The organism is Mesorhizobium sp. M0018 (assembly GCF_040323955.1).
Lineage (GTDB): Bacteria > Pseudomonadota > Alphaproteobacteria > Rhizobiales > Rhizobiaceae > Mesorhizobium.
In genome coordinates, this window is sequence record NZ_JAMYVL010000030.1 from 15780 (window position 1) to 32219 (window position 16440).

Here is a 16440-nt window from a genome sequence, read left to right on the forward strand (position 1 = left end):
AGATACAACCAGGAAATTAAGTATTACTACATTTTTGACCCGAGATCGCCGTCAAGGAGGATGCTGGTTGCGCGGCGTCCAAAGTCGAGCGGACTCCGTCGGCCCGAGCCATCGCCATGTAGGAGTCGCCACATACCCCACACCGAATTGCCGACCAGGCGCAATGGAACGCCGAGGACGGGATGGTACAAGGGGAAGACGCGCCGCCAGTGTTGAAAGCGAACCAAGGGACGCCGCACATATTGCGCCGGTGCTCTGACGCCAAAGAAGTGACTCAAGGCTAAGAGTTGAGTATCGAACGCATTCCGCGCATTCTGATCGGGCAAGGATGTTCGGAGCTCCGCCCAATCCAGCTTATGCTGTTCCGCCAGCCGTGCCAGATCATAAAGGTGGCGAAAGTCGGTCCTTCCGCGCCAGTAGTCCGCCTCCTTGATGAGATCATGCATGATCCAGTGGAGGGCCCTCGACTGTGGGGCGGGGATTTTCACCCTAAGGCCGTGACGGCGGGCAAGCCTCGGGGGCTGGCGGTCAATCTCCCGGTACGGCCGGAGCTCCAGGAGACCGACATCTTGCGGGCGCGCCATGCCACCAGCGACCGTCACTTCGGCGTAGCCAAGCTTGGCAAGACAAGCCCGGGCAGCCCCTTCTTTTGTCGTTTCCACAGCCAAGTCGAGATCGCTCATGATTCTGTCGGGAACCCTGCCGCTCGACGAAAGGAACAAGGGAACGGCCCCTTTGAGCAGGACCGGAACGACGCTCCCCTGATTGAGGGCAGCAACGGCTTCATTCAGCTGCCTGCGCAAGCGCAAATTGCGTTCCCGGTTGCAGCCGTAAATGAACTGAAGATACTGGCCCACTTCTTCGGGGAGCCGGTCAAGCTGGCCCGTGTGCGCAAGAGTGGCGCACAAGACGGGCGTAAGCAGAGTGTGGTTGGCGAGTGCAATCACCGCCAGCCAGTCGGCCGTTACCACCAGGCGCCCGTTAAGTCCCGCGATCAGGGACTCGAACGCGTCCCTGGTAGGCTTCATCGGCACGCCGCCTTCAGCAGTTCCAACCCGTCACCCAATTTGGCATAGGTCAGGCAAAAGCCCTCTGCCGATCGGATGACTTGGCAAAGAGCGTCGAACGCAGTGCTACTTAGCTCTTTATTCCGCGCAAAGGCGCCGTTCAGCAAGCCACCCAGGATCTCGCTCGGGTCAATCACGCGCAAGGAAGGTTTGGCATCCTGCGTCCGACAGAGCAAGACCACCCAGCCCACGGGCCGGGGAACGGGAGGGACATGATCCCTAGGCACAAGAAAACGCACACGCCTGCGATCGGGGCGCCGGTAAACCCGAGACCTGCCGAGTTCGGGGAAATATTGTCCGACAATGGACCATGATCCCGATTTGACTGAAGGCGCAAAAGCAAGGCCGATACCCTGTCCGGCCGAGTCGAGAAGTGTCACATCGTCTGCCGCGAAGCCAAACCCCGCGTGGACCAGCGCCAATGTCAGGGTCGTCTTGCCCGAGCCAGGGTTACCACAAAGGAGGAGCGTGCGGCCGTTCTTGAACAGCGCCGCCGCATGCAGGGCGAGTTCATATTCACTGTGCCCAAGCACTTCGGCCAGCAGTTGCCCTTTGATCATAATGGGTATCTCGTCTCGACCACAGGAATCAGTCCAGTGGCCATCCCGGAACAGGTGGATCCGCTGCCCACGCTCAACCAGATGGAACAGGACGTCGACGGCCCTGTTTCGAACTTCGAGATGCTGAAATACGGTCGCGGCCGGAAAGGCGACGGCAGCCGGATACAGTATGCGCACACACACGCCTGGAACAGCAACGACCTGGCAGATATGTTGATGAGCTGCGGTTGGGCACGGCGGTGGAGCAGGCTGGATTAGGCCGAGCCGTTCCCAGTCTTGAAGGGCAGCCTCGACATAGCCATAGGCCTCTTGCCTATCAACGCCACGGGCTGCCATCTCGCCCAAGATAGCCTGGACCGGCACGCCTTCTTCAAGCGAGCGCCAGATATCCGCCGCAGTGTCATTGAGCGCAAAGACTACCCCCTGCGTTGAACTGAGCAGGATGTTTTGCCCTTTGATGCATGCAAGCCGACCTTGGGGAACTAACCTCGCCGTAGCGTACTCTACAAGGGGAGGCCCCGCAGTTCGGTCAGTGGTTCGGGTTTGTTGCGGGCTCACAGAAGCCGTCATCCTCGTTTGTCTGGGCGTGGAGATCGTTCGATTCGAGTGGAACTCACGACCAGAGAGACACGATCTTGATGGCATTCCCCCTCCGCTCCCAAAGCGGTAACTTGCCAACGCCGTTGCCGTGCGGGCACTTTTGCTTGAAGTCGCAGGTTATGCATTGAGCGGTCGCTGTTTTTCGCCCTGATCATCGCTTGCATTCAGTTGTTCTGTAACAGCGCCTTTTGTAGTAGAGCCGCACCTCTCATGGTGTCGAGCCTCACCCAAAGTCGTATTCAATTATACCGAAGAAGAGGTTCGCTTTTTCCGAGTGGGGTGTCGCTTGGCAGTTAATCGATGGGTCGTCGGCCAGCCGCCACTCCTTGCAAATCAATCACTTGCCACATAAATCGGCAAAGTTGGGCTAGACGGCGTTTCGCCCCGTCCAGATGCGGGGGATGGTCAGAAGCAGGATCTTTACGTCGAGCCAGACCGACCAGTTGTTGACGTACCACATATCGTGTTCGACACGCTTGATCATCATGTAAACATCAGGCGTCGCGCCGCGCCAGCCATTTATTTGTGCCCAGCCGGTGACCCCCGGCTTCACCTTGTGCCGAGCCGGATAAAGAGAGATGATCTGGCTGTATTCGCTGTCATGCGCGAGCGCGTGCGGCCGTGGGCCTACCAACGACATGTCGCCCTTCAGCACGTTCCATAGCTGTGGAATCTCGTCGATACTAAACCTTCTCAATATGCGCCCAACGCGGGTGACGCGGGGATCGCCCCTGCAGGCTTGATGGACAATGGGCCCGTCCTCCAGGATCGTCATCGTTCGGAACTTATAGATCTTGAACGTGCGGCCATTGAACCCGGCCCGACGCTGACAGAAGAGCACCGGCGCCCTGGATTCGAGCGCAATCAGCGCCGCAACAACGGCCAAAGGGGGCAGAAGAAATGGGAGGGCGACAGTGGTCAGCACAAGATCGAAGAGCCGCTTCATCAGGAGCTGAGGCGCCGTCAGGGGCGCGCTTTGCAATTCTATCGCCCTCGTCCCCCCCAGGTTGACGACAGGTCGCTTCAAGAGTGCGCTAACGACGTGGTCCGGTAGGAGCCTTACGGGTACCGCGACCACGCAAAGGTGGGCCGTGATTTTCTCAATCAGGGATATGTCAGCCCAACTGACAGCAAGGACTATCTCGTCGACCGAACGCCGACGCACATGTTCAATGAGCTTATCCATACACTCAAGGAGCGAGCTCTCGCTGGATGCAGCAGGCAATGTAATCGTTTGGCAGACCTGGCATCCGGAAGCCTCGATTGCCTGGACAACGCCGCTTGGCACGCGCACGTCCGATTGCGTTACGATCACTACTTGCGGTTTGGCAAGCATGTCCGACCTGGTCAGCGAGGCAAACAGTCGTCCGGCGCCAAGGCGCACGAAGATGATGCCGCCAAGTCCCGTCACGAAGAACAGCATGAGGGCTTGGCGCGAAAACATGTCTCCCACCTTGAGTGCAAGCGCCACAACCGACAGGCAAAGAAAGACCGCCGTCCAGATCAGCGCGACCTCCTTGATCTGAGAGGCCAGCGACCGCAGCTCGGAACTCAGATACAGGCCGCGCGCATATGCGGAAGTCGAAAAAAGGGCGGCTACAACAACACCGAGCCCGAAGTTCCGGCCGTACTCGCCGAAATGTCCGAAACTCACAAGATCATATACCATTCCCGAGCCGATGCTGAGCAGCACGACGGACATTGCCTCGAGAAGCGGAGACGACTGCAGAAGAACATTGACCTTGAGGGGCGCGTTCCACCGCGGTGCGTTTGACGTGGCGCCCGCACGGGGGCCTTCATGAAGAAGTGCCATGACGTTCACCTGCGTTCGAAGCCGCATTCATCGACCAACATCGGACGACCCCCCTCCTCTGCTGAAAACCACCGGAGTGCCCAGCGTGACGTGGCACCCCTCGCCTGCGATCATTGCCCCTTCACGCGAAGTTCGATTGCGGTGGCTGCGGTAGCACGGGGAATGGCCAGAGAATGGCAGCGACACTGCGCGAATCCAATTCGGCATAAGCTCTAACCCCAAAGGGTAGAGCCGGCGGACACACCGACCTTCCTTGCCCGCTTCCGGCGCCTGTTAGTCTTTCGAGTACCTCGAAATGATATGCTCTCGCGCGCAGGCCTGGAGCGGCGGACGCTCCGACGGAAGCGACCGGTTCGAAACTGCCGCTCTTTCTCTTTTTTTGGGCACCGCTGAGCGCCGAACCCGAAACCGGGTCTCATTTTAGGGCCTGATCGTCTAGGCGAGCGCCATAGCATCGGCGGCGATCCGTCGCAGCTGGAGCTTGCGAACGTGGAGGCGTGGGAGCGGCTGCATGCCGATCGTGGCTAGGATGTGATCCCAACGGTAGACCCAATCGTGCATCTCCAGGCAACGGACCGTACTTGTCCGGCGCAACAATTCCGTACGGCAGGGGTTTGCGTCGAGTTCGCCAATTACGTCTGCGATATGGCTCGAGTCTGGTGATACCTCGATCACTGCGTCTGGCCAGTCGAAGTGCGCGCCGAATTCGGCGCATTGCGGCGCGGTCCCAAGCATGACGGCGCCCCCCGCGGCCCCTTCGAAAAGACGGGCAGGCAGCACCTGCTCGCCGGCAACCGTGACGGCCTTCGAGTTTGCAAGCGTCGCTGGACTGAAAGCCATGAAATAGCGCGTGCGCCTGATGATATTGGCGAGCAGCAAACGATGCTCATGCCACGCCTTCACCCGGGAATCTGTGCTTGCGAGCGTGTCGTAGAGATAGAAGAGGTCCCGCTCTTCGGCCAGCTTCAGAAGCTGTCGGTGTATCTTCGCGGCTCGGTTCCCGATCGAGTATACGTCGATCACGCGTTTGACCGGCGATAGGTACGGCGTTGCAATGAGGCCGTCGACGGCCGTGGCAAGGAAGGAACAGGGCGTGCGGGTGTATTGAGGCAGGCGAGGTATGCACGCGCTGTGCAACAGGAACACGTGGTCGAACTGGTCCAGGAGCTTCAGATATCGGCGGTCCTCTTCGAGAGTGCTCGACCAGAGCTCGAACAGATACGCGACAGCAACCTTGCATCGGCGGCGCCAGTCGTGGATCCGAGACAATTCTACAAGGCTTTGCGGACTCCAGGCGACGAAGAAGAAAAGGTCATAATCTTGCGTGAGCCGAACATGCTCAATGCTTGGCGCATTCATTAACCCCAGCCCTTTGCGAAACGCGTTTGTCAGTCTGTTGAAGTCACGCTGGACGTTGTGAGGGTCGTGCTTTGGCAAAATGGCGTGAAAGCGTCTCGTTAGGTAGTTGTCGATGCCAGGGGCGATCAGATCGGCATCCTCGCATTCGGCAACGATGCGGCAAAACTCATACGCCGACGCAAAGTGAGCCCGGTCCTTCGCATTGAATTCAGAGGCAACCAGTGTACGTCTCTTCAAGGAATTCTCCCGGCACTTGTCATTCGACTTTCAACTATTCGGCCGCCGCAGGTTGGCCCGGCGCATAGTGCTCCAGTGCCGGGAGGGGTTGCCGACCCAGGATCATGTCTGCTGCCTTTTCCGCGATCATAAAGACAGCGGCCGAAGTGTTGGCCGAGGGAACGGAGGGCATAATGGAAGCATCAACGACCCGCAGGCCCTCGAGGCCGTGGACCCGCAACTGGTCGTCCACGACAGATTCAACACTAGCGGATGGGCCCATCCGGCACGATCCGCACAAATGATAGGCTGTCAGCCCGGTTTCGCGGGCAAACTGCAGCCGGTCGGCGTCGTCCGTTGTTTTCGGGCCGGGAAGCTCTTCCGTGCAGTTGTAGCGCCTGAGCTCGGGGGCCCGAAACAGCTGCTGCACAGTCTTCATGCCGTTGATGACGACCTGTCGGTCCTGATCATCGGCGAGATAGTTGGGCTGGATCAGCGGCGCTTGTGACGGATCTGCCGAGACCGCCCGAACATGTCCGACGCTCTTCGGTCGCAACTGATAATAGCCAAGCTTGATGACCGGCAACCGCCGCGCGCCGCCGTGATCGGTATAATTGCCCAGGGCAAGGTCAAGCTGGATATCGGGGGTGGAGTGAAGATCCCGCGAGTTGACGAACCCGTAGACGAGCGACGGGCTGACGGCGAGAAAGTTCGGGCGGCCCAGCATCCATTTCGCTGCCTCGCGCAGGAGGGCGAAGCCGTGTCCGCTGACCGTTTCGATGCCCTCCACCCGGGCGATCAGGTGGACTATGTAGTGGTCCTGAACATTTGCACCGACACCGGGGGATTCGTGCACAACCGGAATTCCAAGGCCGGAGAGCATTCTCGCAGCACCCACGCCTGACAGCTGCAGCAGCTTTGGTGAGTTCGCCGCGCCAGCGGAGAGGATCACCTCTCGACGGGCCTTCACACAGCTGGTGGGATGACCCGGCCCCCCTCGTCCATATCGAACGCCGATGGCACGCTTTCCCTCGAACAGGACGGCCGTGGCCTGCGCGTTCGTGCGGACGTCCAAGTTCTTCTTTCTGGCGATCGGCCGTAGGAAAGCCCGCGCTGCGCTCACGCGCCATCCGTTATCGATATAGCGCTGATAGTAGCCCACACCGGCCTGGCTTGCCGCATTGTAGTCGGGATTACGCGGGATGCCGGCATTGAGCGCGGCCTCGATGAATGCATCACATAGTGGATGTCGCCAATCGCAATCTGTAACTGGAAGCAGTCCGTCCGTCCCGCGGTAGAAGGGATCGCATGCCCCAAGCCTCCGCTCGGTTCTCTTGAAATAGGACAGCACGTCGGCGTAGCCCCAGCCTCGATTGCCCTGGTGGGCCCACTCGTCGAAGTCTGCAGCCGCGCCGCGGTTGTAGTTCATCCCGTTAATTGCGGTCGAACCGCCTAGTGTCTTGCCCTGCGACATCGGAATAGAACGGTTGGCCGTCCCCGGACTAGGCTCCGTGTCGAACTGCCAGGCATATTTCGGATTCGAGGATGTCTTGTAGAGTCCCGCCGGAATGTGCAGAAGGATGCTGCTGTCGGCCGGGCCCGCCTCGAGCAGGCAGACCATATTGGTCCCATCAGCCGCCAGACGATTGGCCAAGACGCAGCCTGCCGCCCCGGCTCCGACGATCACATAGTCAAAGACGTCCGCTTCAACCGACATCGCCTCGCGCTCCGCTTATTACCAGCTTCAGAGAATGGCAGGGAATCCGGCCGATGGCACTTTGCCCATCGGAGTTAAGCCTTATGAAGGGCTTTCGCGGCGGCCAGAATGGAGAGATGGTGTGCGAAGTGCTGTGCGTGCATAAGCCTGCCGCCGATGTGCATTCTTCGCGAACCTGCGCCGCTGGCGCACAGGGGAAAAATGGGGATGCCTGACGACAACCTGACCGAAGAAGCCGCCTTGCCGAGAGGTAGGGTTTATCTGCATCGCGTTGGCCACCTCGACGTCTCCGCACAAGCCGAATCGACGTTTGGCACCCGAACTGGGCGGGCTGATAAATTTCATGTTGCGCGGCCGGCAGTCTCTTGAACCCCGGCGCCTTAATCGGCGCCGTCTCCTTGCCGGGCTGCTAGCGCTGCCTGCCTCGGGTGCCGTCGGTGCAGCGGTGCCTCTGGCCCAGGGGCGATCGGGCGATAAATGGTTCGGGGGTGCCGTCTCCCTTGCGCGTCCAAGTGGACCCGTGCTCACGCGCGCGGATGGGCAGATCATTGAAAACCTTGACATTTACGCCCCCTATGGCAACGGGATCACGGCACTCCATCAGGGCGTCATCGTACGCAGCTGCCGCATTCGTCATGCCATGGGCAGCGGAATATACGCCCGCGGAGCCGCCGGAATACGCTTGCAGGATCTCGAGATCGATCATGTCGGCGTTCCCCCGGGGACCGAACCAAGCCAGAACCGCAACAACATAGAGCTGGAAAGCTGCCCCGATGCGATCATCATCCGTGTCAAGGCGTCCCGCGGCTCCTCCAATATCTATGTCTTCGACTGTCCAGGCACCCAGATGAGCTTCCTCGAACTCCACGACGCGCGCGGGCCGTTCCCCCGTGGACAGAATGTGCAGTTCGACCGCTCTCCGGATACGAGCCTGGAAGAATTCTCGGCCGAGAACGGTCCCACCTCCTGGACCGAGGACAACATTTCCGCCTTTCACTCGGATCGCTGTACAATTCGACGTGGACTCGTCTTCTACAACAACAGTCCCACGGGCGCTGGCGTCATGCTGGAGGGAAGCTTCAATTGCCGGGTCGATGACGTCGATGCCGTTCAACAGGGCAACGGCGCCTTCTCGGCCGTTCCGCAGGGCAAGGTCGGCAGTGGCGGTTGTTCGTTCAACCGCTGCCGGAGCCGGGACACCTACAATGAGCCACGGGACGGCAGGGACGCCCCGACATCCAACGGCCTGTCGTTCCATACCCGGATATCAGAAGGCGCTGAAAAGCACAGTGTTAGGGACTGCTGCGTCTACGCGCTCGCCAGTCCCCGCAACCTCATCTGGCAAAGGGCGGCCGTGCATGCCGGTTGGTCCATCGAGCGCAAGCCATTTGATCCCAGACCGCCATTGCGGCTTGCCTTCAACTGGCAGTGAGCAGAGATCCGATGTGGCCCTATCGACGACGACGCCAAAAGAGAAGCAGGTCTGACAGCATTGACCGCGACGGCGACATCCCAAGCGTCCAGAGAGGCGCTGATGCAAGAATCATGCGTCCCGTCGTCGTGCTCGTATCGATAGGTGTGTCGACGATGCGAAGACCGACATGCTTGCTGCCAAGCCTTTCGATGAGCGCCAGCACTTCGCGGGTTGTGCGCGCAACACGGTACGGCTTCGTGACCGCAATCACGTCTCCTTTCCTGACACATGCGATCGCCCTCTCGAGCTCCGGCGTCGAACCGAATATGCCAGTCTTCTCGCAGAAGAACTTCTCGGCTCCCAAGCGGGCAAGATAAAGCTTTTGCGCCTCCAGCCTGGCAGCGGGTTCGAAGGTGTTGATACGACAGTAGCCGATGATCATCGCAATCCCCAATCGTAAGAAGCTTTCAGCGAGGGTCCAAGGTGCCCGAGGAAGCCGCTGACGATCTGCGAGCCTGAATGCCGCTGCGGCTCGGCAGTCCCTTTGTCATCTCCCATGTCCGCAGAGATCCGCGAGCTCGAGATATTGCTTTGCGACTCCCTGTGCATCGAACCGTCCCACCCACTGGCCGGCACCTGCCGACAAACGCGACCAAAGGTCATCATCGTCCAGCACAGCCTTCAGCGCTGCGGCCATCGCCTCGGCCTGTGGTTCGACCACTGCCCCATTCACGCCATCCGCGAGCAGATCCCGGCTGAGCCTTGAAGACCCGACGATGGGCGTGCCGGTGGCGATCGCCTCCATCACCGTTGCCGAGGCGACAGGGACCGTATAGCGCGTGGGGAAAGCGGCGACGCGAACGCGGCTGTGTAGTTCGCGAACGCGTGCTCCCTCTGCCATCCCGAGAAGGACCACGTGCCCCCGTATCGCTTCAGGAAGAGCGTCGACCGCCTTCGTCACCGGTCGTGTGATGTCACCCGTCAGGTAGAGCCGTACGGAAGGGTCGTTGAGGGCGCCGAATGCCCGGATCGTCGCCTCTGGCACCTTGTAGGGCGACGTGCCGGCATGGAGGATTGCCCGCTCGCGCTCTGCCAGCCCACGAGACGCATATGACTGGCGATCGATGCATTTGGGAATTTTCAGGATTTGGTCGCTTGGCAGCCCAAGATCTCGCACCAGTTCCTCCTGAAGCTCGGTCGTGGAGGCGACGACGTAGTGGCAGCGCCGCATGCTCGCGCGTCGAATGGCTCGCCATACTGCCGCAAGCGGCCCTTTCCGCCTCTCGAGATCGTGAACGACCTGGACGATCGTGCCACGCAGCGGTAGCGGCACCGTCTCGCTGTGGATGACAAGGTCCGGCCGGAACCGATTGATGATACCGATCGCCCGCAGCCATGCCGCGACTGAGGCCGGTCCGGTCAACCGCGTGCGGCTCAATCCGATTATCGGCAACTTGAGGCGAGGCGAAAGAAGTCGCTGGAATTTCGCGCTTTCGAAGGTGCCGACCACGATCTGCACCTGGTGCCCCAGTTCGAGCAACGCCTGGGCAAGTGCCACAATGAAGATGCTCACACCATCAGGTGAATCCAAAGGTTCGCGCCGGGTCAAGACAATGCGCATTCGATCGAACCGTGACAACAGGTGCCTGCGGGCGGCCGCAGCCTCCAGTGGCACCGTGTTTCAGCAATGGAAGCAAAAGAGGACCTCGCCGAAGTATGCGAGGCGGCAGGATCGATCCTCGAGCAAATGGGGAGTACCCCGGCCCGCACTGCGCTTGTTGACGCGTGAAGCTTGGTCTGCCCTATGGGCCGCCCTGGTCGGTTCCTGCCAGCCCATGTTCCGGCCCACCTCACGACACTGCCACTAAGGCCCGGATCGGGCGCCTGACCAGGGGTTCATAGATGGCCATCAGCCGATTGAAGTTTGCTTCGGGCGTGTACCGCTCCTGATAGGCGGCATAGGCCCTGCCTGCCACTTCCTGCAAGGCAGATCGGTTTGAAAGCGCCCAGCGCACCTGATCGGCCAACGCGCCGGCATTGCCGACAGGAACGACAAGGCCGGTGACGTCTGGCTCAACGACCCCCTTGATCCACGGCAAATCCGTGCAGATGACCGGCAGCCGGCTTGCGAAGGCCTCGATGACGGTCATGGGAAACAATTCATAGCCTTTCGACGGAAAGAGCAGGAATGCTGCAGCCTGCATCTCCTTCAGCACCGTGTCGCGCGACTGACGCCCGAGATATTCCACGCGCTCGCCCGCAGACTGCTCGACGAGCGGAGCCAACGGCCCGTCGCCGATGATCCGCAGCGGATAGTCGATCTCCTTCCACGCCTCGAGCAGCGTGGCCACTCCCTTGTGGTGCTCATCCAGTCGTCCGACGAACAGCCCTCCATTGCGACGAAGGTCACCGAAGATCGGCGGCCTGGCAACCGCATTCGGCTTGACGACGATGCGTTCGGCCGGCAGGCCGCCTTCCACAAGCTTGTGCCTGGCCCAGTCGGTAAGGGCAATGAAGCGGTCGACCTTGCGGGACCAGGTGCCGGCCCGCTTGTGAAACTCGACCATTGCGGCGACGGCGAGCGTGCCCGCCAGGGAATTCCTGTAGACCTTCTTCGGAACAGTCCACCAGCAGGCGTGGCGGAGACTTCGCTCCCGAAGCCTCTCATCGGGATAAAGCAAGGCGCTGGGACAGAGAATCCTGAAATTGTGCAAGGTCATCACTGATGGCACGCCGGCCTCGCGGCACGCATCCAGGATGGAGGGGCTCAGGAGAGGAAAGAAATTGTGGATATGGACGACATCCGGTGAAAATTCCGCCAATTTTCGGGACAGGGTCCGCCGTGAATGAGGGTTGTAGATGACCCCCACGGCGCTAGAAATCTTCCGCGCGACCGACACGATATCCTCATTCGTGGCGGAGAACAGCTCGACGTCGACCCCATTCTGCTGGAGGCACGCGAGCTCCTCCCGAACCACGCTGTCCTCTCCGGCCCTTATCTGGTAGAAATTATGAACCATTAAGACGCGCATCGCAGTCCGCCACGTCCGAATCTCAATTCGGCATCCCGGACGCCCGTGGCGACGACGCGACGGCTCCGGAAAAGTCGACCTTTGGCAAAACGACCTCCACAACGTCGCCGGGCGCAAGCCCGAGATCTTCGCTGCCGGGGAGCGTCTCGGCGCCCTGCTCTCGCTTTCTATGCACTGTTATCTCGGGCCGACCCGCGGCTATCAGCAAGGTGGATTGCGCTTGACCTGTAAGTGCCAGCTTCTGCGCGGTACCCTCAAGACGCGCCGAGATCTGGGCCAGATTCATATAGGCATCCTGTAGCTCTCCCAAGGCCGCGATTCGTCGTTCACTGTCGATCTTGTTCATCTGTCTGACATATTCGCCGCGCTGGCGCTCGATGTTCGATGCCTGGACGATCGTATCGAGCAGCTGGGTTGATGACATAAGCGCCGCTCGACGGGCTTCAGATAGGCGCGTGGTCGCCGCCAGGCCCTTCTGAAACAGCGTCCTGACTCTCTCGTAATCGTCGGTGTCGGCCTGGCTCCCCTCTTCGTCCTTCTTCTTCTTTTCAGACAGGAGCCCCAGTTGCAGGTTAGCCTCCTCGACAGCACGTCGCAGAAGCTCCTTGTCCTTTTCACTGTCTGACAGACGAGCTTCGATATGCGCTGTTGCCGTTTGCTTCAATCGTTCGGCGAGCGCCTCAGGCACCGGTGCGTTCTCGACATGTTCGACTTCTTCGCCGAGTTCGGTGCGAAGGCGCCAAATGCGAACCTGTTCCATTGCGAATTGCGCCCATAGGGCTTTGTACTCGGAACGGAAATCGGCCGCTTCCATGAGCGGATTGGCGATGCGAACCTGGGCAGCGCTGTAGCCACCCGCAACCGCCACAGACTGTCGAACGCTCATACCCGGCCGGAAGATGTACTCTCCCGGCCTGGCCACATCACCATAAACATAGATGGGCCGGTATTCGGCAAGCGAAACGAAGACCTGGTCCGTCTGGATCAGCTGCGTTATTTCACGGCCGTCCTCGGTCCCCCGCCGATAGGGCTTGCTGGCGAGACTGCCGGCGATTATTTCCTGCGCTTGTTGAACGGAAAGGCCGCTGATTTGAACCGCTCCAACCAGCGCCAAGTTCACCTCGCCGTCCACTCCGATCAGCAATCGCTGCCTGAAATCCGGAATACCAGGGACCGATACTTCCAGCGTATCTCCGGGCTTTAGCTTGTAGTCGGCAAGTGCCGCTGTCGGAATCAGAGCGATGGCGCCAGCAAACGAAGCGAGGCGGGTCGAAGCCATGGTCATCGACAGCGCCGACAACAAGGATCTCAACAGCTTCATGGGTCCCCCAACGGGTTGCCCCCGTATCTCTACGGGCGGCTTATTACGGGTTTCTCCGGCGCGGGCGAACCTGCGCAGTGGATGGCCCTATGCTACCAGAAGAGGCATAGCCGAGGCCGAGGCAAAATGGCTGGCTCGCTGGCTCTTTCGAGGCACTCCTGATGGACCGGCACGGCGCCGCCGCATGAGCGGGCACATCAGTGGACGGCTCCCCTGCTCCTGCCGCGCCAAAATCGTACAACGCGATCCCTTCTACCGAGACCGATAGCCTGCCCTATGTCGGGAGGGCCGCATCCATGTTCGTTCCGATGTATGAACAAGCGTAATGCTGCGTTCGATCCGGTTCAACTGGAGGAAGTTCCACAGCCAAGGCCGGAACGCTGGCGCGAAGCGCAATCAAATAGCCGTATGAGAAAGCAATTCCCACAATCTGTAGAGGGCTCTCCAGGGCCGGATTGACGAACATGGCGAGGAAAATCGTGATGAAGACCGTGGACGCATGATTGCGAACACCGCGTGGCAGTCGATTTGGCGGGAAGGCCACCAAAATGGCAGACACGATCAAAATGAAACCAATGACCCCCGTCCGCAATATGGCTTGAAAGAACGAATTGTGAATTCCTGTCGAGAGTACCTCAAGCATTCTGGCATGCGTAATATTATGGGTGTCGGGAAGAAAGGTAATATCCTCGAATCCGGGAAACTCGTATCGCCATCGGACAGATTCCCTCCCAAATCCGATGCCAAACCCGTATGTATCCGCAACGGATACGAGTGCGTCCGAAATGAACGCGAGTCGGATCCCGGAGTTCGGGTCCAGAGCAAAGGTTTGAGGTATGAAGTTGAGCCCGACGGCATAAGCCGAAGTCAGTGCGGTCGCCAAAGCTGCGGCCATCAACCGGCCGGGCACGCCAATCAGAATGACGATCGTCGTGACCGCAAGCACCTTGAACTGAGCCAAGGGGCTGGCGAGGGCTATTCCCAAAAGGAGCAAAATGCCGCCGTATCGGCGCCAGTCGTTCGTCAGAAAGATACCGCCTGCAATGAAAAACACGGCAATGACCATGTTGTTGATCAGCGCACCATAAAGAATCACTATCGCGGCTTGCCCAGATGCGCGCGGATATTGCACGTCCTGCTGAAACATCACCGCCGGCGCGACAACGAGAGACAGGAACAGGAAAACGGGTGCACCAAAAAAGGCATTGCCGCTCATCAGCCTGCGGCGGAAATAAGCCTTGGACGCCCATGCGACGGCGAAGAATCCAACAATCGGGACGATTTGCCTTGTGACTGCTTCTTGAAGGAAGTGAACCTGCCAGGAATCCGGCATCAGCCTGTATCTGGACAGCAGGGCAATGAAGAGGCAGAAGGCGGTGTAGACCGCGAGCAGACGAGGCGGCACCGTCTGCCGCAGCAAGGCATAGGCCAGACAGACACCGACCGGGACCACTATGAAGAAAAGGCCAAGCAGGCGCAGGGATATTGCGAGGGCGCAGGCCAGCCAAATGCCCGAGAGAAAGAGGGTGTAGTCGAGCACGTCAGGGGAATGGCTGGAAACGAGGTCGACCGGCTTTGAACCCTTCCTGCGTGACAATGTCGCTGGCGAGGTCATGGCCTGTATTCCCGGTTAGGACTGAAAGCCGCACGGTTCATCCTGGTCAAAATTACTGCCGAGAGTTTCTCTGCAGGGATGATGCGCAGGATTCCCTTGAGGTGATCCGCGAAAGTGCGGCGTGCCTGCAACACCAAAAGGACCTCGTTGATGACGCCCATGGCAGCTTCCAGATCAGCGATGCGATCGGTGCTGTGAAAATCAACCACTATACAACTGTATTCTTGCTGCAGATGCTGGAGTGCAGCGGAGATGGAGAGCGAGGCATTCAACTCGGAGATTGACCCGGTGGGCCTGAGAACCAGAACTTCCAGCCCTCCCTGATGCGCGGGAATGATGGCAAACGCCCTTGCGAGCTTGCGACCTGGCTCCGCGTTCACCATTGGCTGGTTCATCGATGGCTTTTGCCAATTGGCATCAATGAGCAGTGTCTTTTGCCCGGTCGCCGCAATGAGCCTTGCGAGATGAACCGCCACCGTGGAGCTTCCGGACTTGGCGAGGGGTGAAGCAACGCCGATTACAAATCCGCCTTGGCGGCCCTGAACTCCGCGCATACGGCTGGCAATTTTGCTCAGCGAGCTGTGAAGCTCGGGAGCGTCCTTTGAGTAGACGGGCTGCAAAGACTGCTCGCATGGCCCCACAACATTCCACCTGCGGCGGGGAATTCTGCGTATCCCTACAATCCGATCAAGGCCGGTCGACCTGTGCACATCCTCGACCGTTATCAGGCGGTGGTTCATTGCTTGCCTGATCAATGCGTGACCAACGCCGGCAACCCCACCGGCCATAACGGAGAGGGCTACCATCAGGACGGGTGGCGGCCAACTGCGTTGGCGAGGCGGTTCGGCCGCGGTGATGACCCTTGCGCTCGGGATCAGCGACGAGGCGCTAAAATCGGAGAGGGTCCGCTGCAGAAGGGCATTGTAAAGCGAGCGATAAACCTCGGCCGCGCTCTGCTGCTCGCGGAAAAGGACTCTTGCCCTCTCCGCAGATTCAGGGTCCGATTGGAGTTCCTTCAGTGATTCGGTCACAAAAGCCTTTTCCCGAAGTTCCGCCAGCCGCTTGTGCAGATCAGATGCTTCTTCCGCGCCAGCCGCCTGCCTGCGCTCGCGCTGATTTCCGATGTAACCGTCGGCGATCGCGTTCGCGAGCATGGCGGAGAACTGAGGATCGGAAGAGGTGACCCCGATCTCGACGGCGCTGGAGGAACCCATCTGAAGAACGGAAAACGCGCGCCTCACAAGGACCATCGCCTCATCCCGAATATTTGGCTCCGCCGTCGGCAGTTCGGTGCCGAAGTGAGACGCCAATTGGCCCTGCACATAGCTGGATATCCGGGTGCGCAAGCTGTCGTCCGTCACAAACTCTTCGTCTTCCGCTAAGCCAGTGTGGTCAACAACACGTCCGACGACTTCGTCCGACTGAATGACCTGTATCTGGCTCTCTACATAGACCCTCTCATCCGCCTGAGCTTCGCCCGGTTGCGGAGCGGGCGGAGATGAAAGGAGGATCGTCGCATAAGCGCTGTAATATCCAGGCGAAAGGACTGTATATGCGCCGCCGACACCAAGGCTTACAACCATCCAGAGGAGGCAAAGGCGCCAACTGCTTCGAATAAATCTCAAGATGTCTTTCACGGTCAGCTCGTCGCGATCCTTGGGAGGTATCTGCTGGTGAGGCGACCCGGACGGCTGAACGACGAAGTGATCGGTGGCGAACATACAGA

13 protein-coding genes and 1 pseudogene are annotated in these 16440 nt (G+C 59.7%); 2 read left to right on the forward strand and 12 right to left on the reverse strand.

Annotation, left to right across the window (positions count from 1 at the left end; genetic code table 11):
- Window positions 1-26: 26 nt before the first annotated feature.
- Window positions 27-1028, reverse strand: coding sequence for a nucleotidyltransferase family protein (locus NKJ81_RS28780; protein WP_352542498.1), 1002 nt, complete (start codon window positions 1026-1028; stop codon window positions 27-29).
- Window positions 1025-1627: a hypothetical protein gene (locus tag NKJ81_RS28785; RefSeq protein WP_352542520.1), complete on the reverse strand. Its 603-nt coding sequence runs from the start codon at window positions 1625-1627 to the stop codon at window positions 1025-1027. The genes NKJ81_RS28780 and NKJ81_RS28785 overlap by 4 nt, the downstream gene beginning before the upstream one ends.
- Window positions 1628-1663: 36 nt before the next feature.
- Between NKJ81_RS28785 and NKJ81_RS28790 the strand changes: the two genes are divergently transcribed.
- Window positions 1664-1885: a hypothetical protein gene (locus NKJ81_RS28790; protein ID WP_352542521.1), complete on the forward strand. Its 222-nt coding sequence runs from the start codon at window positions 1664-1666 to the stop codon at window positions 1883-1885.
- Between the two features lie 54 nt (window positions 1886-1939).
- On the opposite strand, the pseudogene NKJ81_RS28795 reads toward NKJ81_RS28790, so the two are convergent.
- The 4 genes and pseudogenes from NKJ81_RS28795 to NKJ81_RS28810 form a co-directional block, all read right to left on the reverse strand.
- Window positions 1940-2272 (reverse strand): annotated as a pseudogene (locus NKJ81_RS28795) (PqqD family protein); the annotation flags it as partial.
- A 322-nt stretch (window positions 2273-2594) separates the two neighbouring features.
- Window positions 2595-4040, reverse strand: coding sequence for an undecaprenyl-phosphate glucose phosphotransferase (locus tag NKJ81_RS28800; RefSeq protein WP_352542499.1), 1446 nt, complete (start codon window positions 4038-4040; stop codon window positions 2595-2597).
- A 435-nt stretch (window positions 4041-4475) separates the two neighbouring features.
- A complete protein-coding gene (locus NKJ81_RS28805) occupies window positions 4476-5636 on the reverse strand; it encodes a glycosyltransferase (RefSeq protein WP_352542500.1) in 1161 nt (386 codons plus the stop codon).
- Window positions 5637-5670: 34 nt separating this feature from the next.
- A complete protein-coding gene (locus tag NKJ81_RS28810) occupies window positions 5671-7332 on the reverse strand; it encodes a GMC family oxidoreductase (protein WP_352473810.1) in 1662 nt (553 codons plus the stop codon).
- A 520-nt stretch (window positions 7333-7852) separates the two neighbouring features.
- Between NKJ81_RS28810 and NKJ81_RS28815 the strand changes: the two genes are divergently transcribed.
- A complete protein-coding gene (locus tag NKJ81_RS28815; RefSeq protein WP_352542501.1) occupies window positions 7853-8764 on the forward strand; it encodes a right-handed parallel beta-helix repeat-containing protein in 912 nt (303 codons plus the stop codon).
- A 19-nt stretch (window positions 8765-8783) separates the two neighbouring features.
- On the opposite strand, the gene NKJ81_RS28820 is transcribed toward NKJ81_RS28815, so the two are convergent.
- From NKJ81_RS28820 to NKJ81_RS28845, 6 genes are all read right to left on the reverse strand, one after another.
- Window positions 8784-9188, reverse strand: coding sequence for a recombinase family protein (locus tag NKJ81_RS28820; protein WP_352473812.1), 405 nt, complete (start codon window positions 9186-9188; stop codon window positions 8784-8786).
- Window positions 9189-9293: 105 nt separating this feature from the next.
- The gene (locus tag NKJ81_RS28825) at window positions 9294-10319 is read right to left on the reverse strand and encodes a glycosyltransferase family 4 protein (RefSeq protein WP_352542502.1); all 1026 of its coding nucleotides are present in this window, start codon (window positions 10317-10319) and stop codon (window positions 9294-9296) included.
- 277 nt (window positions 10320-10596) lie between these two features.
- Complete coding sequence (locus tag NKJ81_RS28830; RefSeq protein WP_352542503.1) at window positions 10597-11895, reverse strand: glycosyltransferase family 4 protein; 1299 nt, start codon at window positions 11893-11895, stop codon at window positions 10597-10599.
- Window positions 11801-13078 carry a polysaccharide biosynthesis/export family protein gene (locus tag NKJ81_RS28835; RefSeq protein ID WP_352542504.1) on the reverse strand — a complete coding sequence of 426 codons (1278 nt, stop codon included), beginning with the start codon at window positions 13076-13078 and terminating at the stop codon, window positions 11801-11803. Before NKJ81_RS28835 ends, NKJ81_RS28830 begins: the two co-directional genes overlap by 95 nt.
- Before the next feature lie 295 nt (window positions 13079-13373).
- The gene (locus tag NKJ81_RS28840; RefSeq protein WP_352473817.1) at window positions 13374-14714 is read right to left on the reverse strand and encodes a hypothetical protein; all 1341 of its coding nucleotides are present in this window, start codon (window positions 14712-14714) and stop codon (window positions 13374-13376) included.
- A complete protein-coding gene (locus NKJ81_RS28845; RefSeq protein WP_352473818.1) occupies window positions 14711-16435 on the reverse strand; it encodes a GumC family protein in 1725 nt (574 codons plus the stop codon). The genes NKJ81_RS28840 and NKJ81_RS28845 overlap by 4 nt, the downstream gene beginning before the upstream one ends.
- Window positions 16436-16440: the final 5 nt, after the last annotated feature.